Origin of the sequence: Burkholderia sp. A2, from assembly GCF_001729305.1 — a bacterium.
Taxonomy (GTDB): domain Bacteria; phylum Pseudomonadota; class Gammaproteobacteria; order Burkholderiales; family Burkholderiaceae; genus Burkholderia; species Burkholderia sola.
On record NZ_LZXX01000002.1, the window covers coordinates 23163 to 46660 of the forward strand.

Annotated in this window: 21 protein-coding genes; 13 read left to right on the plus strand and 8 right to left on the minus strand. The window is 68.1% G+C overall.

The window, feature by feature from the left end; translation table 11 throughout:
- Positions 1 to 144 precede the first annotated feature (144 nt).
- The 3 genes from A9Z05_RS00145 to A9Z05_RS00155 form a co-directional block, all read right to left on the minus strand.
- The gene (locus A9Z05_RS00145; protein ID WP_069616357.1) at positions 145 to 1332 is read right to left on the minus strand and encodes a porin; all 1188 of its coding nucleotides are present in this window, start codon (positions 1330 to 1332) and stop codon (positions 145 to 147) included.
- 104 nt (positions 1333 to 1436) lie between these two features.
- On the minus strand, positions 1437 to 3857 hold the full coding sequence (locus tag A9Z05_RS00150; protein WP_069616358.1) for a glycoside hydrolase family 31 protein: 2421 nt from the start codon (positions 3855 to 3857) through the stop codon (positions 1437 to 1439).
- Positions 3858 to 3884: 27 nt separating this feature from the next.
- Positions 3885 to 5156 carry an MFS transporter gene (locus A9Z05_RS00155; RefSeq protein WP_069616359.1) on the minus strand — a complete coding sequence of 424 codons (1272 nt, stop codon included), beginning with the start codon at positions 5154 to 5156 and terminating at the stop codon, positions 3885 to 3887.
- Positions 5157 to 5625: 469 nt separating this feature from the next.
- Here A9Z05_RS00155 and A9Z05_RS00160 point away from each other — a divergent pair, with 469 nt between their 5' ends.
- From A9Z05_RS00160 to A9Z05_RS00195, 8 genes are all read left to right on the plus strand, one after another.
- Positions 5626 to 6570: a MurR/RpiR family transcriptional regulator gene (locus tag A9Z05_RS00160; protein WP_069616360.1), complete on the plus strand. Its 945-nt coding sequence runs from the start codon at positions 5626 to 5628 to the stop codon at positions 6568 to 6570.
- Entirely contained in the window at positions 6567 to 7556 is a 990-nt protein-coding gene (locus tag A9Z05_RS00165; protein WP_069616361.1) for an isoaspartyl peptidase/L-asparaginase family protein, read from the plus strand. Before A9Z05_RS00160 ends, A9Z05_RS00165 begins: the two co-directional genes overlap by 4 nt.
- A 26-nt stretch (positions 7557 to 7582) precedes the next feature.
- Positions 7583 to 9487, plus strand: coding sequence for a dipeptide ABC transporter ATP-binding protein (locus tag A9Z05_RS00170; protein ID WP_069616362.1), 1905 nt, complete (start codon positions 7583 to 7585; stop codon positions 9485 to 9487).
- A gap of 101 nt (positions 9488 to 9588) precedes the next feature.
- Complete coding sequence (gene gsiB, locus A9Z05_RS00175; protein WP_069616363.1) at positions 9589 to 11151, plus strand: glutathione ABC transporter substrate-binding protein GsiB; 1563 nt, start codon at positions 9589 to 9591, stop codon at positions 11149 to 11151.
- Positions 11152 to 11218: 67 nt separating this feature from the next.
- Complete coding sequence (gene gsiC, locus A9Z05_RS00180; RefSeq protein ID WP_069616364.1) at positions 11219 to 12139, plus strand: glutathione ABC transporter permease GsiC; 921 nt, start codon at positions 11219 to 11221, stop codon at positions 12137 to 12139.
- Between the two features lie 7 nt (positions 12140 to 12146).
- A complete protein-coding gene (gsiD, locus tag A9Z05_RS00185; RefSeq protein WP_069616365.1) occupies positions 12147 to 13040 on the plus strand; it encodes a glutathione ABC transporter permease GsiD in 894 nt (297 codons plus the stop codon).
- Entirely contained in the window at positions 13040 to 14122 is a 1083-nt protein-coding gene (locus A9Z05_RS00190; protein ID WP_069616366.1) for a P1 family peptidase, read from the plus strand. Before gsiD ends, A9Z05_RS00190 begins: the two co-directional genes overlap by 1 nt.
- Positions 14119 to 14946: a M55 family metallopeptidase gene (locus A9Z05_RS00195; RefSeq protein WP_069616367.1), complete on the plus strand. Its 828-nt coding sequence runs from the start codon at positions 14119 to 14121 to the stop codon at positions 14944 to 14946. The genes A9Z05_RS00190 and A9Z05_RS00195 overlap by 4 nt, the downstream gene beginning before the upstream one ends.
- 35 nt (positions 14947 to 14981) lie before the next feature.
- On the opposite strand, the gene A9Z05_RS00200 is transcribed toward A9Z05_RS00195, so the two are convergent.
- The gene (locus A9Z05_RS00200) at positions 14982 to 15761 is read right to left on the minus strand and encodes an alpha/beta fold hydrolase (RefSeq protein ID WP_069616368.1); all 780 of its coding nucleotides are present in this window, start codon (positions 15759 to 15761) and stop codon (positions 14982 to 14984) included.
- A 142-nt stretch (positions 15762 to 15903) separates the two neighbouring features.
- Here A9Z05_RS00200 and A9Z05_RS00205 point away from each other — a divergent pair, with 142 nt between their 5' ends.
- Entirely contained in the window at positions 15904 to 16683 is a 780-nt protein-coding gene (locus A9Z05_RS00205; RefSeq protein ID WP_069616369.1) for a helix-turn-helix domain-containing protein, read from the plus strand.
- Between the two features lie 461 nt (positions 16684 to 17144).
- On the opposite strand, the gene pcaG is transcribed toward A9Z05_RS00205, so the two are convergent.
- The 3 genes from pcaG to A9Z05_RS00225 form a co-directional block, all read right to left on the minus strand.
- Positions 17145 to 17738, minus strand: a complete 594-nt coding sequence (pcaG, locus tag A9Z05_RS00215; RefSeq protein ID WP_069616371.1) for a protocatechuate 3,4-dioxygenase subunit alpha — start codon at positions 17736 to 17738, stop codon at positions 17145 to 17147.
- A gap of 3 nt (positions 17739 to 17741) precedes the next feature.
- On the minus strand, positions 17742 to 18449 hold the full coding sequence (gene pcaH / locus A9Z05_RS00220) for a protocatechuate 3,4-dioxygenase subunit beta (RefSeq protein ID WP_069616372.1): 708 nt from the start codon (positions 18447 to 18449) through the stop codon (positions 17742 to 17744).
- Between the two features lie 274 nt (positions 18450 to 18723).
- On the minus strand, positions 18724 to 19290 hold the full coding sequence (locus A9Z05_RS00225; RefSeq protein ID WP_069616373.1) for a YiiX/YebB-like N1pC/P60 family cysteine hydrolase: 567 nt from the start codon (positions 19288 to 19290) through the stop codon (positions 18724 to 18726).
- 120 nt (positions 19291 to 19410) lie between these two features.
- On the opposite strand from A9Z05_RS00225, the gene A9Z05_RS00230 reads away from it, so the two are divergent.
- The 4 genes from A9Z05_RS00230 (at position 19411) to A9Z05_RS00245 (ending at position 22076) form a co-directional block, all read left to right on the plus strand.
- Positions 19411 to 20148 (plus strand): helix-turn-helix domain-containing protein, encoded by a 738-nt coding sequence (locus tag A9Z05_RS00230; protein WP_069616374.1) that lies wholly within the window; start codon positions 19411 to 19413, stop codon positions 20146 to 20148.
- A gap of 77 nt (positions 20149 to 20225) precedes the next feature.
- Positions 20226 to 21212, plus strand: coding sequence for a pca operon transcription factor PcaQ (gene pcaQ / locus A9Z05_RS00235; protein WP_069616375.1), 987 nt, complete (start codon positions 20226 to 20228; stop codon positions 21210 to 21212).
- Positions 21213 to 21345: 133 nt separating this feature from the next.
- Positions 21346 to 21705, plus strand: a complete 360-nt coding sequence (locus A9Z05_RS00240) for a type II toxin-antitoxin system RelE/ParE family toxin (protein WP_069616582.1) — start codon at positions 21346 to 21348, stop codon at positions 21703 to 21705.
- Positions 21706 to 21779: 74 nt separating this feature from the next.
- The gene (locus A9Z05_RS00245) at positions 21780 to 22076 is read left to right on the plus strand and encodes an XRE family transcriptional regulator (protein ID WP_012338300.1); all 297 of its coding nucleotides are present in this window, start codon (positions 21780 to 21782) and stop codon (positions 22074 to 22076) included.
- Between the two features lie 96 nt (positions 22077 to 22172).
- Here the strand turns inward: A9Z05_RS00245 and A9Z05_RS00250 are convergent, their stop codons facing one another.
- The gene (locus A9Z05_RS00250; protein WP_069616376.1) at positions 22173 to 23447 is read right to left on the minus strand and encodes an APC family permease; all 1275 of its coding nucleotides are present in this window, start codon (positions 23445 to 23447) and stop codon (positions 22173 to 22175) included.
- Positions 23448 to 23498: the final 51 nt, after the last annotated feature.

Consider the following 23498-nt stretch of genomic DNA (forward strand, 5'->3'; position numbering starts at 1 on the left):
AGCGAGAAAACCCGCGCGGTGCGTGCGGCGAGCGGGCGAGGCGGGGAAACGCGGCGGCGAACGCATATCGGACACCCGGACGGCGCGTACGGCATGCGCATCGTCCGGGTAGAAGACGGCGCACGAAAGGCGCCGCCAGAGGGTTCAGAACGTGACGGCGATCCCGGCCATGCCGACGAACTGGCCGTGCGTCGTCGACGGCGCGAGCTGCTGCGAATCGCCGACGATCGGCGCCGCGTCGACGATGTGGCCGGCGCCTTGCGCGCCGAGCGTCCGCCCGCTCGAATGCGTGTAGGCCTGCAGCGCGTAGAGCGTCGTGCGTTTCGACAGGCTGTACGACTCCTTCAGCGAGTACTGCTGATAGCGGGCCGCGTTCGCGACGCCGTTCGCCTTCGATGCGAGCGTGTACGCGAATGCGCCGGCCACCGAGAACGTCGGCGTGAAGCGGTACGCGGCGAGCGCGCCGTAGGTGTTGAACACGGCCGTGTCGGTGAAGGCCGAGCCGTTGCCGGGCAGATACTTCACGTTCGAATAGTTGAGCCCCATCGTCAGGTCGCCGAGCGTGTAGTTGCCGGCCGCCGCGACCTGCTCGACGGCCTTCGCGGTCAGGTAGCCCTGGTTCAGTACGGACACCGCGAAGCTGCCCGACGACGCGGTGGCCGGATTCAGGAAGCCCGCGGAAGAGCCCGAGCTGTTGATCCGCAGATAGCCGGCCGCGATCCCGATCGGCCCGTTCGCGTAGCGCAGCGCGGCGCTGAACGTGTTGCCCTTGCCGGTCGCGCCCGCGATGCCGCCGAATGCGTACATTGCGCTCGCGGTCAGGCCGGCGAAGGTCGGCGACGTATAGGTAACCGAATTGTTCACGCGAATCGTCGTGTCGAGGCCGTCGATGTCGCCCGGATGTGCGCCGGTGGCGCCCGTCAGCCAGCTGCTCGACGCGTACGGGCCGACGAACAGGAAGTAGGGCGTGTACTGGCGGCCGGCCGTCACCGTGCCGTAGCTCGCGTTGCGCAGACCGACGAAGGCTTGGCGATTGAACATCGTGCCGGCGGCGGCCTGCGCACCCGTATTCAGGTTGAAGCCGGCCTGCAGATCGAAGATCGCGTGTGTGCCGCCGCCGAGATCCTCGTCGCCGCGCAGCCCGAACTTCGACGCATACAGGTTGCCGTCGCGCAGGTAGATGTTCGAGTGCCCTTGCTGGTTGTTCACGTACGCGAGCGAATCGTCGACGACGCCGTACAGCGTGACGCTGCTCTGCGCATGGGCGGCGGTCGCGCCGAGCGATGCGGCCGATAAAATCAGGATTGCATAACGGTTGACAGGTGCTTTCATTGTCGATCTCCGGGTCTCTTCATATTTTCAACGGGGCGGGAGGTCGAATGCCTCCTCTGTGGCGGGCGGCGGGCCGCGCGAACGGCCCGCCTGATCGGGTTGATTCAGTGGTTGAACGCGACGACGAGGCGGCGCCACGCGCCGTCCCGCGCATCCTGCTCGACGCGCGCGCCGCGCACGGCGACCGGGCCTTGCAGCGACACGGGCAGCAGGATCTCGACGCGGTCGGCCGGGCGCGCCGGGCGGCCGTCCCAGCGGACCGATACGCCGAGCTCGCCCGACGCCTCGCGGCCGGTCTCGATGCGCCACAGTCCGTACTCGCCGTCGCGCCACGCTTCCGTCTCGCCGTCGTCCTCGACGCATTCGCCGTACGCGACGCCGTCCTCGATGCGCGGTGCGACGAGGAAGCCGCGCGTGTCGGTGCGCATGCCGAAATGCTGTTCGCCGACGTTCAACGGCAGCACGCGACCTTCGCGCAGCAGCATCACCGGCGTGTCGAGCGGCGCGGGCAGCGTCACGCTTGCACCGCCGTCGAACGACTGCGCGCTCGCGCAGCACGTCCAGCGTGCACCGGACGGCAGGTACACCGTGCGCTCGGTCCGGCCGGGATCGACGACCGGTGCAACCAGCAGCGCGTCGCCGAGCATCATGTCGTCGCAGGTGTCGTAGCAGCGCGCATCGCCGGGGAAATCGGCGAGGGTCGGCCGCAGCACGGGCTCGTAGCGCGTCGTCGACAGCCACAGCAGGTGATAGAGGTAGGGCAGCAGCCGGTAGCGCTGCTTGATCAGCGCCGCGATCTGCGCGGTGATCTCCGGGTACATCCACGGTTCGTTGACGGTGCCGTCGTCGTTCCACGAATGAATGCTGAAGCGCGGCATGAAGATGCCGAACTGCACCCAGCGCAGCAGCAGTTCCGGCGACGGCGCGGGGCCGGAGAAGCCGCCGATGTCGTGGCCGATGTTCGACACGCCCGACAGCGCGAGCCCGAGGCCCATTTTCAGGTTGTAGCGCAGCGTCTCCCACGACGTGTAGTTGTCGCCCGACCACGTCTGCACGTAGCGCTGCATCCCGGCGCCGCCGGAGCGCGACACGAGGAACGGCCGCCGCGCGGGCGCATGCGCGCGCTGCGCGTCGCGCGACGCGCGCATCATCAGCATCGTCTGCAGCACCTTCGCTTCGCGCGCCGGAAACGGCTGGCCGAAGCCGTGCGCGATCGCGTCGGGCGACCAGATCTCGTATTCGTTGTTGTCGTTCCAGGTCGATTCGATTCCGTATTCCAGCAGCGCCGACGTGACCTGCTCCTGCCACCAGCGATAGGCGTCCGGCTGCGTGAAGTCGACGTACGCGCCCACTTCGTCCCAGAACTGCACCCATGCGGGCTCGCCCGACGCGGAACGGATCAGCAGCCCGCGCTGCGCGGCGTCGTCGAAGGCCGGATGGTCGCGCAGCAGGCAGGGCTTGATGTTCGCGCACAGGCGGATACCGTGGTCGCGATAGTGCTGCACGAAACCCTGCGCGTCGGGAAACTTGTCGCGGTTCCAGTTGAACACGTAGCGCTTCGCGCCGATCGACGTATAGCCCGACGACAGGTGGAACGAATCGCACAGGATGTCGTGCGCGTCGCACTGCTCGAGGAACTGGTTCATCTGCTGCTGCGCGTCCGGCGCATCGGTGTAGCTCATCGTCGAGCCCGAATAGCCGAGCCCCCATTTCGGCGTGCGTGCGGGGCGCCCGGTCAACCACGTGAAGCGCCGCGCGGCCGCGAGCGGCGTAGCGGGCGACGCGATGAAGTAGTAGTCGAGATCGCCGTGCTCGGCGACGAAATAGCGATAGGGCCCGTGGTAGTTGTCGAGCTCGCGGCCCATGTCGAACGAGCAGTCGGACAGCGTGTCGTAGAACAGCCCGAAGCCCTGGCACGTATCTGGCGACCACGTGATGTAGAACGGAATGTGCTTGTACAGCGGGTCTGTGCTTTTCGCGCTGTAGCCCATCGCGTCGATGTTGCGCATCTCGAAGCGTGCGCCCGTGCGGTCGAGTTCGCCCGCGCGTTCGCCGAGGCCGAACACCTTGTCGCCGCGTTCGCGAGCGACGTAGTGATATGCGCGATCGTCCCACCAGCCGAAGTTGTATGCCTGCGTCGCGCGGTCGGCGAGCGCGACGCGCCATGCGCCGTTCGCGTCGCGCATCGACCACGTGCAATGGCCGCCTCGTCGGCGCACCGTGAGCCGGATCTGCGCGGTTTCGATCCGCACGCCGTCGTCGTCTTCGACGAAGTCGTAGTGCGGCAGTGCGAAGCCGCTCAGGTCGAGGCGGTCGCGCCCGTCGAGCGGCACGTCGTCGAGACCGGGTGCGATCGTCCACGTGCGCGGGGTGCGCGCCGTCGCGTCGGGCAGCACGCGCACTCGCACGATGTCGTCCTCGAGCACGAAGATTTCGACGGTGGCGCCTGTATCGGACGCGAGCAGCACGCGGTTCGCGTGGTGGCTGGCGACGCGGAACACGGGCGGATGAAGGAGCGAAGTCATGAATGCGATTCCTGGTGAAAACGGAGGTCAGGCGTGCTGCGCGAGCAGGCGTTCCTGCTTCGACTGCCCGCGGATCAGCAGCGCGAGCAGCGTGACGCCGATGATGTCGAACAGGCCGAGGCACGCGAACAGCGGCGCATAGCCGATCTTGTCGGCGAGCGCACCGACCAGCAGCGAGAAGCCGAGGCCGCCGATCCACGCGGCCATCCCGGCGAAGCCGCTCGCGGTGCCGACTTCCTCGGGATCGAACACGTCGGCCGACAGCGTGTTGACGAGCGCGGAAATCATCTGGTGCGCGAAGCCGCCGACGCAGAACAGCGCAATCGCCATGTACGGCGACGACACGAGCCCGATCATCGCCGGCCCGAGCATCAGCACTGCGCCGAGCGCGACGCCGGCGACGCGCGACCACACGAGCGGCAGCTTGAAGCGATTCGCGAGGTACGGCGACAGGTAGCCGCCCGCGATGCCGCCAAGGTCGGCCGCGAGAAACGGCATCCACGCGAATACCGCGATCTGCGTGAGCGGCATGTGGCGCTCGGTCGCGAGGTACAGCGGAATCCAGAAGCTGAAGGTCTGCCACGCGGGTTCCGCGAAGAAGCGCGGCAGCGCGATCGCCCAGAAGCGCCGCGCGGTGACGACGTCGCGGATGCGGCGCTTCGACACGGGCGGCATCGTCGCCTGGCCGTCGCGGATCAGCGTGCGTTCCTGCGGCGTGAGGCGCGGATGGTCGGCCGGGGACCGGTACTGCGTGTACCAGAGCGCCGCCCACAGGAAGCCGAGCGCGCCGGTGACCATGAACGCGGCCTGCCAGCCGAACCGCATCGAGATGAACACGACGAGCGGCGGCGCGATCGCGGCGCCGAGCGACGTGCCCGCGTTGAAGTAGCCGACCGCGACGGATTTCTCGCGATCGGGAAACCATTCGGCGACGGCCTTCATTCCGGACGGAATCGCGGCGGCCTCGAACAGGCCCAGAAAGCCGCGCAGGATGCCGAGCGAGAGCCACCCCGACGCGAAGCCGTGCGCGACGCCGACCACCGACCACAGCATCGCGAACAACGCGAAGCCGAGCCGCAGCCCGATCAGGTCGACGATGAATCCGCACACCGGCTGCATGATCGTGTAGCCGATCTGGAACGCGCCGACGATGTACGAGTACTGCTGCGTCGAGATCGCGAACACCTGCTTGAGTTCGGGCGCGAGCACCGCGAGGGAATTCCGTGCGAGGTAGTTGAGGATCGTGCCGAGACACACCAGCACGATGATCCACCAGCGCAACGCCTTGACTGTCTTCACTGCTGTCTCCTGTCAGGGAGGGCGGCGCGCGGCGCCTGCCCGGTCCATGAGGCCATCCGTCGGGATGGCTTGTTTCGTTTTCGTTCGTACGATGTCCGATCTTGATGCGCGCCCGATTTGCCGGTTTATCGCGAAATCACGGTGTTCGAGCGAACATTTCGTCGTCGTTGAGCTGCAATGTTATCTGACGACTGATCATTTTCGAACATCCTATGTTCGAATGCGAATCCGGTCAACGTGAATCTGCATTCGAACGAACGTACTCGGGGTTTTCCCGATGAGCGGATGACGGCCGCGCGCGGCGGCGCAGGGCGGTCGCCCGTCGCAGGCCCGTGCGGTGGGGCCGAATGCCCGTCCGCCCGGTCGACAGGCGCCGGATGGGGCGGGACAACGCGGATGAAAATTTATTTCTTTTCTGGCGGTAGATTGTGTAAATTCATTTTCATCGAACCTTGCAACAACCCTTCGCATGACGCCTCTCGTTCCGCCTGATGTCAGTCACGACGAACTCGCGATCGCCGAACGGATCGCGTCGGCGATGCCGTTGATGACGCCAATTCACCGGCGCATGGGCGAATTCGTGCTCGCGAACCCGTTTCGCGCGGCGACGATGCGGATCGACGAGCTTGCGCAGGCCGTGAATGCGTCGATCGCGACCGCGAACCGCTTCGCGAAGGCGCTCGGTTTCGACGGCTATCCGGCGATGCGCGCGGCGCTCGTGCGCGGCTTCGAGGCCACGCTCGGGCCGGTCGAGCGGCTGCGTTCCGCGCAGGAGCAGGAATCCGGCGTACGCGGCGCGGTCTGGATCGATGCGGTATTCGACCAGGCTGTCGCCAACATCGAGAACACGCGCGCGCAACTGGACGCGGCCGATGTCGAGGCGGCGGTCGAGGCGATCGTCGGCGCGCGACGCGTGCTGATTCTCGGTGCCGGGTCGAGCGCATTCCTTGCCGGGCTGATCGAGCATGGCCTGTCCGTCTGCCACGACAGCGTGCAGTCGCTCGCGCTGCTCGGCGGGCCTTCGCATGCGGCGCGACGCCTGTACACGGCCGATTCGCGCGATCTCGTGATCGCGCTCGCGTTTCCGCGCTACGTGAAGGACACGATCGAGCTGGCGCGTCGTGCGGCGGCGCGCGGCGCGCGCGTGCTCGGCATTTCCGACGGTCCGCAATCGCCGCTTGCACCGGTCGCGTCGCTGAACCTGTACGTGAAGGCCGAGCGGCGTTTCGCGGCCACGTCGGAAGCGGCCGTGCTCACGATGATTGAGGCGCTGATCGATGCAGTCGCGCTGCGCACGCACCGGTCCGCGAAATCCGCCGCCGAGATGACCGAATTCCTGCTGCCGTGGCTCGTGCAGCCGCAAGCGGCGCTGCCGGCCGCCAACCCTTCTTCCCCTCGTCCGAAAAAATCATGACTTCACCCGCGATCGTCGCGATTCACGGCGGCGCAGGCACGATCCTGCGCGAAGCGATGGATACCGACACCGAACGTCGGTACCGCGCCGAGCTCACCGCGATCCTGCAGGCCGCGCAACAGGTGCTGGCCGACGGCGGCAGCGCGCTCGACGCGGTGACCGTCGCGGTGCGCATGCTCGAGGACTGTCCGCTGTTCAACGCCGGGCGCGGCGCCGTCTATACGGCCGAAGGCAAGCACGAACTCGACGCGGCGGTCATGGATGGCGCGACGCTCGGCGCCGGTGCGATCTGCTGCGCGACGCGCGTGCGCAATCCGGTGCTCGCCGCGCGGCGCGTGATGGAGGCGAGCGAGCACGTGCTGTTCGCCGGCGCGGGCGCCGATGCGTTCGCCGCCGCCCAAGGGCTCGAACTCGCCGAACCCGGCTACTTCGACACCGAAACGCGGCATGCGCAGTGGGTCAAGGCGCGCGCGGCGGCCGGCATGATGCTCGACCACGATGCGGCCAGCTTCGCGTTCGGCGGCGCCGCCCAATCCGCCGAGCCGCTCGATCCGGATCGCAAGCACGGCACGGTCGGTGCGGTCGCGCGCGACCTGAACGGCCACATCGCGGCGGCGACGTCGACGGGCGGCATCACGAACAAGCAGCCGGGGCGCGTCGGCGATTCGCCGATCATCGGCGCCGGCTGCTATGCGGACGACGCGACCTGCGCCGTCTCCGCGACGGGCACCGGCGAGATGTTCATCCGGCTCGCGACCGCGCATGACGTGGCGGCGCAGATCGCGTATCGCGGCGCGTCGCTCGCGGACGCCGCGCACGATGTCGTGATGAACAAGCTGCCGCGCCTCGCGGGCCGCGGCGGGATCATCGCGGTCGACGCACAGGGCAACGTCGCGATGCCGTTCAACACAGAAGGGATGTACCGCGGCTACGCGCGCGTCGGTGAAGCGCCGGTCGTCGGCATCTACCGCGACGATGCGGCCTGATTGCGGATCGCACGAGGAGATATGTCATGACTTCGAGCCGTAACCCGTCGCCCTTGACGTTGCCCGAGCAGCGCGTGGTGGCCGTCGACGACCTGTCGGTCACGTTCCGCCGCGAAAGCGCGACGTTCGACGCGGTGCGCAACGTGTCGTTTCACGTCGATCGCGGCGAGACGCTCGCGATCGTCGGCGAATCGGGCTCGGGCAAGTCGGTCACGTCGCTCGCGCTGATGCGGCTCGTCGAGCACGGCGGCGGCGAGATCACGAGCGGCCGCATCGCGTTCCGGCGACGTGGCGGCGCGCTGGTCGATCTCGCGCAGGCGAGCGCCGCGACGATGCGCGGCATCCGCGGCGCGGACATCGCGATGATCTTCCAGGAGCCGATGACGTCGCTGAACCCGGTGTTTACGGTCGGCGACCAGATCAGCGAGGCGATCGCGCTGCACCAGTCGAAGAGCGCGGCCGAAGCACGCGCGGAAGCGCTGCGGCTGCTCGATCTCGTGCGCATCCCGGAAGCGCGCCGCGTGTTCGCGCGCTATCCGCACCAGCTCTCGGGCGGGATGCGGCAACGCGTGATGATCGCGATGGCATTGTCGTGCCGGCCCGCGCTGCTGATCGCCGACGAGCCGACCACCGCGCTCGACGTGACGATCCAGGCGCAGATCCTGCAACTGGTGCGCGGGCTGCAGGACGAAATGAACATGGGCGTGATCTTCATCACGCACGACATGGGCGTGGTGGCCGAAGTGGCCGACCGCGTGCTCGTGATGTATCGCGGCGAGAAGGTCGAGGAGGGCGAGTCGGACCGCATCTTCGCGACGCCCGCGCATCGCTATACGCGGGCGCTGCTCGCGGCCGTGCCGCGGCTCGGCTCGATGCAGGGCACCGACGCACCCGAGAAATTCCCGCTGTTGAAGGTGGACGGCACGAACGCGGCGGCCACGGCCGCGACGACGGCGTCCGCCGCGAACGACGCGCAGCCGCCTGTCGATCACGCCGCGCCGCCGATCCTGCGCGTGCGCGATCTCGTCACGCGCTTTCCGGTGAAGAGCGGCGTGTTCGGCCGCGTGTCGCAATACGTGCATGCGGTCGAGCGCGTGAGCTTCGAGCTGCGCGCGGGCGAGACGCTCGCGCTCGTCGGCGAATCGGGCTGCGGCAAGTCGACCACCGGCCGTTCGCTGCTGCGCCTCGTCGAATCGCAAAGCGGCTCGATCGAATTCGACGGCCGCGACATCAGCGCGCTGAAGGGCCCGGACCTGCAGGCGCTGCGCCGTAACATCCAGTTCATCTTCCAGGACCCGTTCGCGTCGCTGAACCCGCGCCTGACCGTCGGCTTTTCGATCATGGAGCCGCTGCTCGTGCATGGCGTCGCGAGCGGCAGCGACGCGCAGGCGCGCGTCGACTGGCTGCTCGACAAGGTTGGTCTGCCGCCGGAGGCCGCGCGCCGCTATCCGCACGAATTCTCGGGTGGCCAGCGCCAGCGGATCGCGATCGCGCGTGCGCTCGCGCTGAATCCGAAGGTCGTGATCGCCGACGAGTCGGTGTCGGCGCTCGACGTGTCGGTGCAGGCGCAGATCGTCAACCTGATGCTCGACCTGCAGCGCGAGCTCGGCGTCGCGTACCTGTTCATCTCGCACGACATGGCGGTGGTCGAGCGCGTCAGCCATCGCGTCGCGGTGATGTATCTCGGCCAGATCGTCGAGATCGGCCCGCGCCGCGCGGTGTTCGAGGCGCCGCAGCATCCGTACACGAAGAAGCTGATGAGCGCGGTGCCGGTGGCCGACCCCGCGCGCCGGCATGCGCCGCGCCAGCTCGCGGCGGACGAGATTCCGAGCCCGATCCGCGCGGTCGGCGACGAGCCGGTCGTCGCGCCGCTCGTCGCGGTCGGCCCCGATCATTATGTCGCGACGCATCGCGTCGGCGGCGCGTATTGAGTCGTGGAGTCGTGCGTCGCGATGACGCCGCACGAACCAGCAGGCAGTCGAAACCGAAACGCCCGTGAGGCGTCACCGATTCACCGATAGGAGCCCAGCAAATGAACAAGCAGCATCCGTTTCCGATGTTTCGTCCGCGCGCATGCTTCGTCGCGCTCGCCGGCGCGTTCGCGCTGTCGGCCGCGCTGCCCGCGTTCGCGCAGCAGACCGCGGTGATGGCGGTGGATTCGACCTTCACGACGATGGACCCGTACGACGCGAACGACACGGTGTCGCAGGCCGTCGTCAAGTCGTTCTACCAGGGGCTGTTCGGCTTCGACAAGGACATGAAGCTCGTCAACGTGCTCGCGACCGGCTATGAAGCCAGCCCCGATGCGAAGACGTACACGATCAAGCTGCGCTCGGGCGTGAAGTTCCACGACGGCACCGATTTCAACGCGGCGGCCGTGAAGGCGAACTTCGACCGCGTGACCGATCCCGCGAACCACCTGAAGCGCTACAACATGTTCCGCGTGATCGAGAAGACCGAGGCCGTCGATCCGACCACGGTGAAGGTCACGCTGCGCGAGCCGTTCTCGGCGTTCATCAACACGCTCGCGCACCCGTCGGCCGTGATGATCTCGCCGGCCGCGCTGAAGAAGTGGGGCCGCGACATCGCGCTGCACCCGGTCGGCACCGGGCCGTTCGAGTTCGTCGAGTGGAAGCAGACCGACGACCTGAAGGTGAAGAAGTTCGCCGGCTACTGGAAGAAGGGCTATCCGAAGATCGACGCGATCGACTGGAAGCCGGTGGTCGACAACAACACGCGCGCGGCGCTGATGAAGACGGGCGAAGCCGATTTTGCGTTCCGCATTCCGTTCGAACAGGCGGCCGACCTGAAGAGCAACCCGAAGGTCGACGTGGTCGAACGGCCGTCGATCGTGCAGCGCTACGTGTCGCTGAACATGCTGCAAAAGCCGTTCGACAACCCGAAGGTGCGCCAGGCGCTGAACTACGCGGTGAACAAGGAAGCGCTCGCGAAGGTCGCGTTCTCCGGTTTCGCGACGCCGTCGACCGGCGTGGTGCCGCAGGGCGTCGATTACGCGACGAAGCTCGGGCCCTGGCCGTACGACCCGGCGAAGGCACGCTCGCTGCTGAAGGAAGCCGGCTATCCGAACGGTTTCGAGACGACGCTGTGGTCCGCGTATAACAACTCGACGTCGCAGAAGGCGATCCAGTTCGTGCAGCAGCAGCTCGCGCAGGTCGGCGTGAAGGTGCAGGTGCAGGCGCTGGAGGCCGGCGAACGCGTCGCGAAGGTCGAGAGCGCGCCGGATCCGGCGAAGGCGCCGGTGCGGATGTACTACATCGGCTGGTCGTCGTCGACCGGCGAAGCGAACTGGGCGATCACGCCGCTGCTGGCCGGCGCGTCGGCGCCGCCGAAGCTGGTCAACACCGCGTACTACAAGAACGACACGGTGGACGGCGACCTGACGAAGGCGCTGGAGACGGTCGACCGCACGCAGAAGGCCGAGCTGTACGCCGATGCGCAGAAGCAGATCTGGGCCGACGCGCCGTGGATCTTCCTCGTGCAGGAGAAGATCGTGTATGCGCGCAGCAAGCGGCTGCAGGGCGCGTACGTGATGCCGGACGGCTCGTTCAACTTCGACGAGATCTCGCTGAAATGACGGCGGTTTGCCCGCCACGCAGCGCCGGCGGCACGAGCCGCCGGTGCGCTGATTCGATCGGTGTCCCATGCTGAATTTCCTCGTCAAACGCCTGTTTGGCCTGCTGCCCACGCTCGCGATCGTCGCGGTGCTGGTGTTCCTGTTCGTGCACCTGTTGCCGGGCGACCCGGCGCGGCTCGCGGCCGGCCCCGAAGCCGACGAGGCGACCGTCGCGCTCGTGCGCGCCGATCTCGGGCTCGACCGGCCGCTGCCCGCGCAGTTCGCACGCTTCTTCGCGAAGATCGCGCACGGCGATTTCGGCGTGTCGACGCGCAGCAAGCGGCCGGTGTCGACCGAGATCGGCGAGCGCTTCATGCCGACACTGCTGTTGACGCTCGTCAGCATGGGGTGGTCGACGCTGTTCGGCATGGCGATCGGCATTGCGTCGGCGGTCTGGCGCAATCGCTGGCCTGACCGGCTCGGCATGACGCTCGCGGTGTCGGGCATCTCGTTTCCGGCCTTCGCGCTCGGCATGCTGCTGATGGAGATCTTCTCGGTGAAGCTCGGCTGGCTGCCGGTCGTGCCGGACGGCACGTGGAAGAGCTACGTGCTGCCGTCGCTGACGCTCGGCGCCGCGGTCGCGGCGGTGATGGCGCGCTTCACGCGCGCGTCGTTCGTCGAGGTGCTGAACGAGGACTTCGTGCGCACCGCGCGCGCCAAGGGCGTACACGAACCGATGGTCGTGCTCAAGCACTGCCTGCGCAACGCGATGATCCCGGTCGTCACGATGATGGGGCTGCAGTTCGGCTTCCTGCTCGGCGGCTCGATCGTCGTCGAGGCCGTGTTCAACTGGCCGGGGCTCGGGCGCCTGCTGGTCGACGCGGTGACGATGCGCGACTACCCGGTGATCCAGGCGATCGTCCTGCTGTTCTCGCTCGAATTCATCCTGATCAACCTGACCGTCGACGTGCTGTACGCGGTCATCAACCCGACCATCCGGTTCAAGTGAGGCCAGCATGAACGCGACTGTCCAGCCCGCGGCACCGGCCGCAACGACCGCGATCCGCACGCCGTGGCGCGAATTCTGGCGCAAGTTCCGCAAGCAGACCATCGCGCTCGTCGCGGGCGGCTTCGTGCTGGCGCTCGTCGTGCTCGCGTTCGTCGGCCCGCACATCGTGCCGTTCGATCCGGAAAACTATTTCGACTACGACGCGCTGAATGCAGGGCCGTCGGCCGTGCACTGGTTCGGCGTCGATTCGCTCGGCCGCGACATCTTCAGCCGGATCGTCGCGGGCACGCGCATCTCGCTCGCGGCCGGCTTTTTCTCGGTGGCGCTCGGCGCGGTGATCGGCACGTTGTTCGGGCTGCTCGCCGGCTATTACGAAGGCTGGTGGGACCGCATCACGATGCGCGTCGCCGACGTGCTGTTCGCGTTCCCGGGCATCCTGCTCGCGATCGGCGTGGTCGCGATCCTCGGCAACGGGATGGTCAACGTGATCTGCGCGGTCGCGATCTTCAGCATCCCGGCGTTCGCGCGGCTCGTGCGCGGCAACACGCTGATGCTCAAGCACATGACCTATGTGGAGGCCGCGCGCAGCATCGGCGCGTCCGACTGGACGATCATCATGCGGCACATCCTGCCGGGCACCGTGTCGTCGGTCGTCGTCTACTTCACGATGCGGATCGGCACGTCGATCATTACCGCCGCGAGCCTGTCGTTCCTCGGGCTCGGCGCGCAGCCGCCGACGCCGGAGTGGGGCGCGATGCTCAACGAGGCGCGCGCGGACATGGTGACGGCGCCGCACATCGCGGTGTTCCCGAGCCTCGCGATCTTCCTGACCGTGCTCGCGTTCAACCTGCTCGGCGACGGGCTGCGCGACGCGCTCGACCCGAAGCTGGAGCGCCGTTGATGCGGGCGGTGCCGATGTGGAGCGCGACGCTGCCGGCCGGGCCGCGCGGCACGATCGCCGACGTGCCGGGCGTGACGGTCGGCCATTGCACGCTCGATGCCGGCAACGTGCAGACGGGCGTGACCGTCGTGAAGCCGCATCCGGGCGACGTGTACCGCAGCAAGGTGCCGGCGGGGGCGGCCGTGATCAACGGTTTTGGCAAGAGTGTCGGGCTCGTGCAGGTCGACGAACTCGGCACGCTCGAGACGCCGGTCGCGCTGACCAACACGTTCGGCGTCGGTGCGGTCGCCCACGCGCAGATCCGCGCCGCGATCGCCGCGAATCCGCGGATCGGCCGCGACTGGTCGACCGTCAATCCGCTCGTGTTCGAGTGCAACGATGGTTACCTGAACGACATTCAGGCGTTCGCGGTCACCGCCGCGCATTACGACGACGCGTGCCGCGCGGCGTCGCGCGACGTCGCACGCGGCGCGGTGGGCGCCGGGCGCGGGATGTCGTGCTTCGACCTGAAAGGCGGGATCGGTTCCGCGTCGCGCGTGGCCGTCGCGGCCGGTCGGCCCTATACGGTCGGCGCGCTCGTGCTCGCGAATTTCGGCCGGCTGCCGATGCTGACGCTCGGCGGTGTGCCGCTCGGCCGCGTCGTCGCGCAACGGCGCGCGGCCGAAGCCGCGCACGCGGCGCCGCCCGAGCAGGGCTCGATCATCCTGTTGCTGGCGACCGATGCGCCGCTCGACGCGCGGCAGCTGTCACGGCTCGCGCGCCGCGCGGGGGCCGGACTGGCCCGCACGGGCTCCGTGTACGGGCATGGCAGCGGCGACATCGCGCTCGCGTTCTCGACCGCCTACACGATCGCGCACGACGCATCGACGATCGCGCTGCCGGCCCTCGTGGCCGATGCGGCGCTCGATCCGCTGTTCATGGCCGCGGCCGAAAGCGTCGAGCACGCGATCGCCGACGCGTTGCTGCAAGCGGTAACGGTCGCCGGGCGCGACGGCCACGTGCGGCAATCGCTGCGCGACGCGGTGCCCGATCTCGACCGGTGGTTCAACGAGTACAACGAAGGACGTTCGACCCTGTCATGAAGATCCTGATCTCGACCGACATCGAGGGTGTCGCCGGCGTATTCGCGATCGAGCAGACGCGCGCCGGCAATCCGGAATACGAGCGCGCGCGACGCTGGATGACCGCCGAGGCGAACGCGGCGATCGAAGGCGCGTTCGCGGGCGGCGCGCAAGCCGTCTGGGTCAACGATTCGCACGGCGGCTTTCGCAACCTGCTGCCCGACGGGCTCGATGCGCGGGCGCGCGTCGTGCTCGGCAAGCCGCGCACGCTCGGGATGATGACGGGCGTCGAACAGCAGCCCGATCTCGTGTTCATGATCGGCTATCACGCGAAATCGCAGGCGCGCGGCGTGCTCGCGCACACGATCAACAGCTTTGCGTTCACGCAGGTGTGGCTGAACGGCGTCGAGCTCGGCGAAGCCGGACTGTACGGCGCGCTGGCGCGGGAATACGGCGCGCATGTCGCGCTCGCGACCGGCGACGACGTATTCGCCGAGGAAACGCAGCCGCTGTTTCCGGACGCGCGTTTCGAGACGGTCAAGACGGCCGGCGGCGCATCGAGCGGCGAGACGCTCACGCCGTCGGCGTCGTGCGCGCGGATCGCGGCCGCCGCGCGGGAAACGGTCGCGCGTGCACTGTCGTCCGGCGTGCGCGCCGGCACGCATCGGCCCGCGCCGGCCGCTTGCACGCTGCGCGTGCAGACGGTCGCGCTCGCCGACCTGTTCTGCGTGCTGCCGTCGCTTGAGCGCGTCGATGCGGTGACGCTGCGCTTCGACGGGCCGTCGGTCGAGCATGTGGTGCGCACGCTGAACAGCCTGTCGGCAATGTCGTTCATGCTGCGGTAATGGGTGCCGCGACCATGCCGCCGGCGCGCGGCCGGTCAGCCGATCGCGACGGGGCGGGCCGTCGCGGCGAACAGGAATGCTTCCATCGCCGCGACCAGCGCGAGCGGCGTTTCGTTCATCGGATAATGGCCGGCATTGCGCAGCACGTCGACGCTGGCGAGCGGGTAGCGCCGCAGGTAGGTGCGAGCCATCAGCGCCGCGTCGAACGTCGGGTCGTGCTCGCCGATCAGTACCTTTACCGGATGGATGCCCGCGATCTCTTCGCTGAAATCCGTATCGGCCCACGCGCGGAAGTACGCACCGAATGCCCGCGCCGACGAACAGGCGGCCGAATACGCGGCTTTCCACTCGATCCAGGCGGCGGGCAGCCGGTTGCCGGTGCTGCGGTCGATGATGGTCCTGCGATCGGCGAGGTGGTCGGCGGCCCGCTCGAATAGCGCGCGTCGCGCGGCGTCGAACGGCAGGCCGCCGCACGGTACCGGCGCGATCGGCACCAGCGCGCGAACGCGGTCGGGGGCGATGGCGGCGATTTTCTCGATCGCCATGCCGCCCATCGAATGGCCGACGAGACTGAAGGTCGGGAAGCCGAGCGCGTCGGCGAGTGCGAGCGTGTCGGCGGCGATCTCGTCGATCGTATAGTGGCCGCGGGCGTCGCGCATACGGCCGTAACCCCGGTAGTCCATGAATACATAGCTGAAGCGCTCGCGCGACAGCCACGCTTCGAGCGGTTCGAACGCGCGGGCGTCGCCGAACCAGCCGTGCAGCACGAGAACAGGGTGGGGGCCGTCCCCCACGCGATGAAACGTATTCGGCATGTTCGCTCCGATGAGGTTGCCATCCGGCCGGTCGGGCCGGCGGGTGTTGCGGCCGCGAGGTTGCGCAACGGTGGAGCGGATCGTAGATCGTTCGAAGGCGACCCGCCTTCGATATCGGGTCATTGATGATGGAATTCGGGCCGTGAGAAATACGCTGCTAGATCCCTACGAACACATTCCCCGGAGCGTGGTCGTGACCGCCAATGACTTTGCGGCGGGCACGACGTTTCCGGATCACGCACACGTGCGCGGGCAATTCGCGTTCGCGTCGCGCGGCACGATCAGCGTGTCGACGCCGCACGGCCGCTGGCTGGTGCCGCCGCAGCGCGCGTGCTGGGTACCGGCCGGCGTGCGGCACGAAATGACGATGACCGGGCCGGTCACGATGCTCAACGTGTTCGTGTCCGCCGACGCCTCTCAGACGGCCGGCCTGCCGACCCAATGCGGCGTGCATGGCGTGTCGCCGCTGCTGCGGCAGTTGATCGACGATGCGATCGACCTGCCGGCGATGTACGACGTCGACGGCCGCGCGGGCAAGCTGATGGATCTGCTGGTGGCCGAAATCGCGACGATGCCGCGCCTGTCGCTGCATGCGCCGCTGCCGGCCGACGCTCGGCTGGCGAAGGTGTGTCGCCACCTGTTCGCGGCGCCGTCGATCGCGGCCGATCTCGATCGAGTCGCGGCCGACGCGGGCGTGAGCCGGCGCACGTTCACGCGGCAGTTTCGCGCGCAGACGGGCGTGAGTTTTGCCGCCTGGCGCCAGCAGGTGTGCATGTTGGCGGCGATTGCCCGTCTGACCGATGGGCAGCCGGTGACGCGCGTCGCGCTCGATCTCGGCTACGCGAGCGCGAGTGCGTTCACGTCGGCGTTTCGCCGCATTCTGGGCGACACGCCGAGCCGCTATCTGGAGATTCGTCGCTAGGCGCCGGGATCCGGCGCAGGTCGCGCCCAGGCGTGGGTCGCCGTGCCAAAAAATACGCGTCCGCCAACTTCGGCCAGACGCGTTCAAAGGCACTCTGTCTGAAAAAATGCGCGACCGCCCTGTCGGGCAGCGTCGCGCATCGTTCATATGATTGTTGCTTCGTCCGATTCAATCCTGCCGGCTCGTTGCGGATAGCAAAGAATACGCTGCATGACGCGCAAACGATATCGTGTTGACCCCACGATTCATGTGCTGTCGCAGCATGCGTTGCGATTGCGCATTCGATATCGGGGCGGGAAGCCGATAAGGACGTGCATCCGTAGCGCCGCCGGTCACGATGCGGCGCACCATCGAATGCGGACGACGCAGCGCCCCAAAACGCCGCGTGGCGCGATGCCCGTCGGTATCGCGCCACGCGGCGGTGCGGTTGCAGGCGAAGCCGGCGAGCGCCGGCGTACGCGTCAAACGTCGAAGAACACGGTTTCTTCCGGCCCCTGCATGCGGATGTCGAAGCGGTAGACGACCGGCCGCCCCGGCTGCGCGTCGCGTTTCGCGACGAGCGTCGCGCGGCGCTCGGCCGGCACCGCGTTCAGCACGGGGTCGGCCGCGTTCGCGGCGGCTTCATCGTCGAAGTACACACGCGTGAACGCATGGGTGAGGATCCCGCGCATCATCACGGTCACGTTGATGTGCGGCGCCTCGTCGGCGGCGACGCGGCCCGGCTTCACCGTCTCGACGACGAAGCGCTGCTGCGGATCGGTGCCCGTGCCGACCCGCGCGAAACCGGTGAAGCCGGATGTCGCGATGTCGTCGCGCGACGCGGGATAGCGGCCCGCGCCGTCCACCTGCGTGAATTCGAGCACTGCGTCGCCCACGACGTTGCCGTCGCCGTCGAACACCTGCCCGACCAGCAGCACGTGCTCGCCTTCGGCGTGCGCGGCGGCGATCGTCGGCGTGAACAGGCTTTTCAGGTCGTAGTCGTATTGCTGCGGGCACAGGCCGTACGCGAAGTACGGGCCGACCGTCTGCGAAGGGGTTTGCTTCAGCGTCGTCATGGTTCAGCGCTCCATCGGGGTGGCGTCGCGGCCGCGCAGCACGATGTCGAATTCGTAGCCGAGCGCATAGCCTTCTTCGGTGATGTCCATCGAGAAGCGCGAGATCAGGCGATCGCGCGCGGCCTCGGGCGTGCCCTGGAAGATCGGGTCGTACGCGAGCAGTGGATCGCCGGGGAAGTACATCTGCGTGACGAGACGCGAGCCGAAATAATCGCCGAACAGCGAGAAGTGGATGTGATTCGGGCGCCACGCGTTCGGATGGTTGCCCCACGGATACGCACCGGGCTTGATCGTCAGGAAGCGGTAGCGGCCTTCGTCGTCGGTCAGGCACCGGCCCGCGCCGAGGAAGTTCGGGTCGAGCGGCGCGTCGTGCTGGTCGACCTTGTGCACGTAGCGGCCGGCCGCGTTGGCCTGCCACACCTCGACGAGCGTGTTGCGCACGGGCTTGCCGCCTTCGTCGAGCACGCGGCCGGTGACGATCATCCGCTCGCCCAGTGGCTCGCCGTTCTTCACGGCGTTCTTCGTCAGGTCGTGGTCGAGCGCGCCGAGATCCTCCGCGCCATAGACGGGCGCGTAATGGTCGCGCAGTTTCTCCTTCAGCGGGATCAGCGGGCGGGTCGGGCCGCGCTTCACGGACGAACGGTACTCGGGGTGAACATAGGCCGGATGCGACGGCCAGTCGCGCGGCGTGAGGATCGTGGGGGAATCCATCGGGCGTCTCCTGTCAGTTTTTCGCGAAGTGGACGGCACGACTTTAGCTAATCCGGAAAGTTATGCAAAATGACCTTTTTTCGCGAATCGCATAACCGTTCGTTATGGTGGTGCCCACCATGAAAATTCCGCCGGACAGGAAACCTGTCCGGCGGAAAAAGCGATCGGGCTTCGCGTCGTCGGTGACGACCCCGTGCACGGCCCTCCAGCCAGCCCGTCGCTGTTTTTGTCTTTCGTTCTCGTTGTTATCCGGTCTCCCCGAGCGTGCCCGTCGTCATGGATGACGAGAATCGAACACGATCCCGTCGAATTCGAGCGCCAACGTGCCGCTGCGCAGCAGGGCCGACGGTGTCGACGCGAGGCCGGCACCGAGCACGTCCGTCACGTACTGCGCGCAGAAGCCGCGCCGCGCCCGCGGGTTCAAGCGACTGCCGAGCAGCGCATCGATTCGCTGTTCGGCCAGCGCATGGACGTGACGCTGCGCGTCGGCCGACGCTGCGGCGAGGCGGCGCGCCAGTGCGATGCGTCCGCCGTCGGCGCGGGCGATGAAGCGCGACAGCGGCGTGAGTTTCGTCCACGCGAACGCGGTGGACTCGGCGATCAGCGGTTCGTCGCCCGCCGTATCGACGACGATGCCGAAGCGATTGGCCCAGGTGTCGGCCGCGTCAGCCGCGGCATCCTGTGTCCCGGCCGGTACGCGGATGAACACCAGATCGCCGACATGTGCGCTGGCGGCCAGCGTGCGCACGGTCGCGAGCGGCATCGTGCGAGCGGTGTCGCGTGCATCGCGCGGGGCGGCGTGGTGCGGTTCGCGGAAGGCAGTGTCGATTCGGGTGGTCATTTCGGCTCCGTCGTTGCGTGACAGGACGGAGCGGATTATGCAGACAAGTAACCAAAAGTGCTGATGTGGATGCGCAAGTAGCCTAATATCCGACTTCGAGCATCATTTTTTGATACCAATATGACCGAGACCGCCCAACTGATCGAAACGCTGAAGCGCCAGCTGAAGGCGCAGGGAATGACTTACCGGGACGTCGCGCGTGCGCTCGACGTGTCCGAGACGAGCGTGAAGCGGCTGTTCGCGAGCGGCCGCTTCACGCTGGAGCGCGTCGCGGAGATCGCGCAGCTGCTCGGCTATACGCTCGCCGAACTCGTGCAGGAAGCGTCGGCATCCGCACCGCGCTTGCGTGTGCTGACCGAGCAGCAGGAGGCGTTGCTGGTGTCGGACGAGAAGCTGCTGCTGGTCGCTGTCTGCGCGATCAACTACTGGACCGTGCAGGACATCGTGTCGGCCTATCGGCTCACGCAGGCCGAGTGCGTGAAATATCTGCTGATGCTCGACCGGATGAACGTGATCGCGCTGCTGCCCGGCGACCGGATTCGCGTGCGCGTCGCGCGCGATTTCGACTGGCTGCCGGGCGGGCCGATTCGCCGTTACTTCCATGCGCACGTGCTCGACGATTTTCTCGGCAGCCGCTTCGACGGCCCGGGCGAGACGATGACGTTCCTGCAAGGAATGCTGACGGACGCGGCCGCCGCGGAGCTCGAACAGGAACTGCGGCGGCTCAGCAGCAAGGCGGCGGCGCTGCACGCGGAGTCGTCGTCCGCGCCGCTGGGGCAGAAGCACGGCACGGCCCTGCTGATCGCGAAGCGGATCTGGGAGCCGACCGGATTCCACGCGCTGCGGCGCCATGCATGACGTCGTCCCGAACGCTTGGGCCTTTCTGGAAAGTTATGCAAAATGGCGATTCATCGTCCTGCGCATAACCTCTCGTTATGAATAACCGTATCGCCGACGGCCGCGTCAAATTCCGGCACCTGCAGTGCTTTCTCGCGGTCGCGCAGCTGGGCGGCGTGCAGAAGGCGGCGGAAAGCCTGTCGATCACCCAACCGGCCGTGTCGAAGACGATCGCCGAGCTGGAGGCGATTCTCGGCGTGAAGCTGTTCGAGCGCGGCCGGCACGGCGCGCAGCCGACCCGCGAAGCGCAGCTGTTCATGCCTCACGCGAATGCGTGCGTGCTGGCGCTGCGGCAGGGCGTCGGGCTGCTGGCGCGCGAGGGTGGGGCCGCCGCCGCGACGCTGGAAATCGGCATGCTGCCGACCGTCGCGGCCTCGCTCGCGCCGGCCTTGATGAAGGCGCTGACCGCACGCTGGCCGCGCATCGTCGTGCGGATCGCGACGGCCGCGAACGCCGAGTTGCTCGAGCGTCTGAAATCCGGCGCGATCGAATGCGCGATCGGGCGGCTGTCGGAGCCGGAGCGGATGATCGGGCTCGCGTTCGAGCAGTTGTACAACGAGCCGCTCGTCGCGGTCGTGCGCGCCGGGCATCCGCTCCTCGCGAGCGTGGCGCCGGCCGCCGAGCTGGCGCGCTATCCGGTCGTGCTGCCGCCGTTCGGCACGCTGATCCGCCAGTCCGCCGAGCAACTGCTCGGCGCATGCGGCGCACCGCCGCTGGATTCGTTCATCGAGGTGCTGTCGGTATCGGTCGCGCGCGCGCTTGCGCTCGAGAACGACGCGATCTGGTTCGTGCCGCTCTATGCGGCCGAATACGATCTGTCGGCCGGCGCGCTGGCGCGCCTGCCGCTGCCGTCGGCGGGCACCGACGAGCCGGTCGGGCTCGTGCTGCGTACCGATGCGCAACCGTCGCCGGTCGCTCGGACGCTGATCGACGCGGTGCGCGACATCGCACGGTCGCGGTTCGGCGATGCGCGCCCGCACCGGGCGCCACGCGCGGCGCGCAAGCCTGCTCGCGGCAAGCGTTGATCCACCGGGCCTGGCGGTGCGCCGGACCTCATCTCCTTTCCCTTTCTTGCTGCAGGATTGGCCATCCGGCCAGTAGCCGTCATCGGGGTGCTTGGCATATCGTACCGTTTTTGATACGATGGACGACAAGACGATGGCGAGACAGCAGATTCAGGTCACGCTCGGCGTGCGGTTCTTCCGGACGGCCCGCGGTAACGAGCCGGTGCGCGAATGGCTCAACGCGCTCGGGCGAGTGGAGCGAAGGGCGATCGGCGAAGAGATCAAGACCGTTCAACTCGGCTGGCCGCTCGGCATGCCGCTGGTCCGCAAGATGGCGAAGGATCTGTGGGAGATCCGCGTGGCGGTGCCGGGGCGAAGCGCTCGCGTGATGTTCACGGTCGTCGGCGACACGATGGTGCTGCTGCACGGCTTCTTCAAGCAGTCGCGGGCCACGCCGTCGGACGATCTCGACGTCACCGTCGCGCGCCTGAAAGCGCTGACGCACGCCATCTGAATTCCCCGGTTGCGCCGGAACGCACCGTCTCCGACGGTCGGGCAGCCGGCAACGCCATGCACCTGGAGTACGACATGACGACCACGAACAATCCGCATATCGGCAGCGATTTCGACGCCTTCCTCGAAGCGGACGGCAATCTCGAAGCAGCCACCGCCACCGCGATCAAGCGCGTGATCGCGTGGCAGATCGGGCAGGAAATGAAGGCGCAGCACATCACGAAAACGGCGATGGCCGCGCGGATGAAAACCAGCCGCGCCGCGCTCAACCGTCTGCTCGACGAAACCGACACGAGCCTCACGCTGGCGACGCTCGCGAGCGCGGCCGCCGCGCTCGGCAAACGGCTCAGCTTCGAGCTGGTGCCGGCCTGACCGGCGCGAACGAACGGCGCATGGCCGGCTCGACGTGATGGTTCGCGCGCCGGGCGCGGCGAGCGGGCCGGCGTCGGCCCGCGGGCGCATGTTGGGTCATTTGCGCGGGCCGGCCATCCGCAGATAAAGCAGCGCGCCGCCCGCAAGCAGCAGCGGGAACAGGAAATACCAGCCGGTCGTCATGAACAGTCCGGCGACCGCAATCAGCGAAATCCACGCGCAGCGATACGCGATGCCGCCACGCGGCAGCAGCTTCAGCGCGGCCGCCGCGCCGAGCCCGTACACCATCACGAAACATCCGGACGTCACGAGCACGAGCGGCTTCGGTCCGACGTCGGACAGCGCAGTGGCGGCCAGTGCGGCGGCCGCGAGCACGGCGATCACGCCGAGGCTGCGGCGCGGCACGCCGCCGACCTGGCTGCCTTGCGCGAGCCACGCAGGCAGCGCGCCGTCGCGTCCGAGCGCCGCGCCGAGCTTGGCCGCGCCCGCGAAATACGCGTTCATCGTGCCGAGTGTGAGCAGCAGCGCGGCGGCGGCCGCCAGCACCTGCGCATGGCCGCCGATGCCGCCCGCGATCAGTTCGGCGAGCGGCGCGCCCGATGCGCCCGCGGAAGGCCCGAGCACCGTCACGCTCGCGGCGGCGACCGACAGATACAGGAACCCGACGACCACGACCGCGATGCCGGCCGAGCGCGGCATGTCATGCGCGGGCCGGCGGAATTCGGCGGCGAGATGGGTGATCGCTTCCCAGCCGGCGAAGCTCCATACGAGCAGCGCGGCGGCCTGGCCGACCGCGAGCCAGCCATGCGGGGCGAACGGATGCAGGTTCACGGTGCGCGCATGCGGCGCGGACGCAAGCACCGCGACAAGCAGCAGCGCGACGAGCAGCGCCGACAACACCAGTTGCACGCGGCCCGACACGGTGACGCCGAACGCGTTCGCGGCCGACACGGTCGCGATCAGTGCGGCGGCCGTGATGATGACCGTCGTGTGCCCGCCGCCCGTGACGGCCGCGACGTATGCGCCGCCGAACATCGCGGCCGCCGGTGCGCCGGCCGGCACCGCGAAATAGAAGCACCAGCCGACGATGGCCGCGGCCTTCGGGCCGAATGCGCGCCGCGCGTAGGTCGATACGCCGCCCGCATCGGGATAGCGGGCGCCGAGTGCGGCGAAGGTGGCCGCGAGCGGCCCGGACAGCACGACGAGCGCTGCCCATGCGAGCAGCGAGGCCGGCCCCGCGACTTCGGCGGCGAGTGCGGGCAGCGCGATCACGCCGGTGCCGAGCACCGCGCCGATATAGAGCGCGGCGCCCTGGAAAATGGTCAGCGAACCCGCATGATGAGCAGCGGGCGAATCGGCATGCGAAGGCATGAGCGGCAGTCTCCGGGAGTCTTGTTTTGTGTGGATGACGCGCGAAAGCCC

Bases quoted from the DNA above. Each gene is read 5' to 3' on its own strand.
- A9Z05_RS00195 (WP_069616367.1), top strand. From the start codon at position 14,119: ATGAAGATCCTGATCTCGACCGACATCGAGGGTGTCGCCGGCGTATTC.
- A9Z05_RS00160 (WP_069616360.1), top strand. From the start codon at position 5,626: ATGACGCCTCTCGTTCCGCCTGATGTCAGTCACGACGAACTCGCGATC.
- A9Z05_RS00245 (WP_012338300.1), top strand. From the start codon at position 21,780: ATGACGACCACGAACAATCCGCATATCGGCAGCGATTTCGACGCCTTC.
- A9Z05_RS00200 (WP_069616368.1), bottom strand. From the start codon at position 15,761: ATGCCGAATACGTTTCATCGCGTGGGGGACGGCCCCCACCCTGTTCTC.
- A9Z05_RS00240 (WP_069616582.1), top strand. From the start codon at position 21,346: ATGGCGAGACAGCAGATTCAGGTCACGCTCGGCGTGCGGTTCTTCCGG.
- gsiB (WP_069616363.1), top strand. From the start codon at position 9,589: ATGAACAAGCAGCATCCGTTTCCGATGTTTCGTCCGCGCGCATGCTTC.
- pcaQ (WP_069616375.1), top strand. From the start codon at position 20,226: ATGAATAACCGTATCGCCGACGGCCGCGTCAAATTCCGGCACCTGCAG.
- A9Z05_RS00145 (WP_069616357.1), bottom strand. From the start codon at position 1,332: ATGAAAGCACCTGTCAACCGTTATGCAATCCTGATTTTATCGGCCGCA.
- pcaG (WP_069616371.1), bottom strand. From the start codon at position 17,738: ATGACGACGCTGAAGCAAACCCCTTCGCAGACGGTCGGCCCGTACTTC.
- A9Z05_RS00250 (WP_069616376.1), bottom strand. From the start codon at position 23,447: ATGCCTTCGCATGCCGATTCGCCCGCTGCTCATCATGCGGGTTCGCTG.
- pcaH (WP_069616372.1), bottom strand. From the start codon at position 18,449: ATGGATTCCCCCACGATCCTCACGCCGCGCGACTGGCCGTCGCATCCG.
- A9Z05_RS00225 (WP_069616373.1), bottom strand. From the start codon at position 19,290: ATGACCACCCGAATCGACACTGCCTTCCGCGAACCGCACCACGCCGCC.
- A9Z05_RS00150 (WP_069616358.1), bottom strand. From the start codon at position 3,857: ATGACTTCGCTCCTTCATCCGCCCGTGTTCCGCGTCGCCAGCCACCAC.
- gsiC (WP_069616364.1), top strand. From the start codon at position 11,219: ATGCTGAATTTCCTCGTCAAACGCCTGTTTGGCCTGCTGCCCACGCTC.
- A9Z05_RS00170 (WP_069616362.1), top strand. From the start codon at position 7,583: ATGACTTCGAGCCGTAACCCGTCGCCCTTGACGTTGCCCGAGCAGCGC.
- A9Z05_RS00190 (WP_069616366.1), top strand. From the start codon at position 13,040: ATGCGGGCGGTGCCGATGTGGAGCGCGACGCTGCCGGCCGGGCCGCGC.
- A9Z05_RS00230 (WP_069616374.1), top strand. From the start codon at position 19,411: ATGACCGAGACCGCCCAACTGATCGAAACGCTGAAGCGCCAGCTGAAG.
- A9Z05_RS00165 (WP_069616361.1), top strand. From the start codon at position 6,567: ATGACTTCACCCGCGATCGTCGCGATTCACGGCGGCGCAGGCACGATC.
- gsiD (WP_069616365.1), top strand. From the start codon at position 12,147: ATGAACGCGACTGTCCAGCCCGCGGCACCGGCCGCAACGACCGCGATC.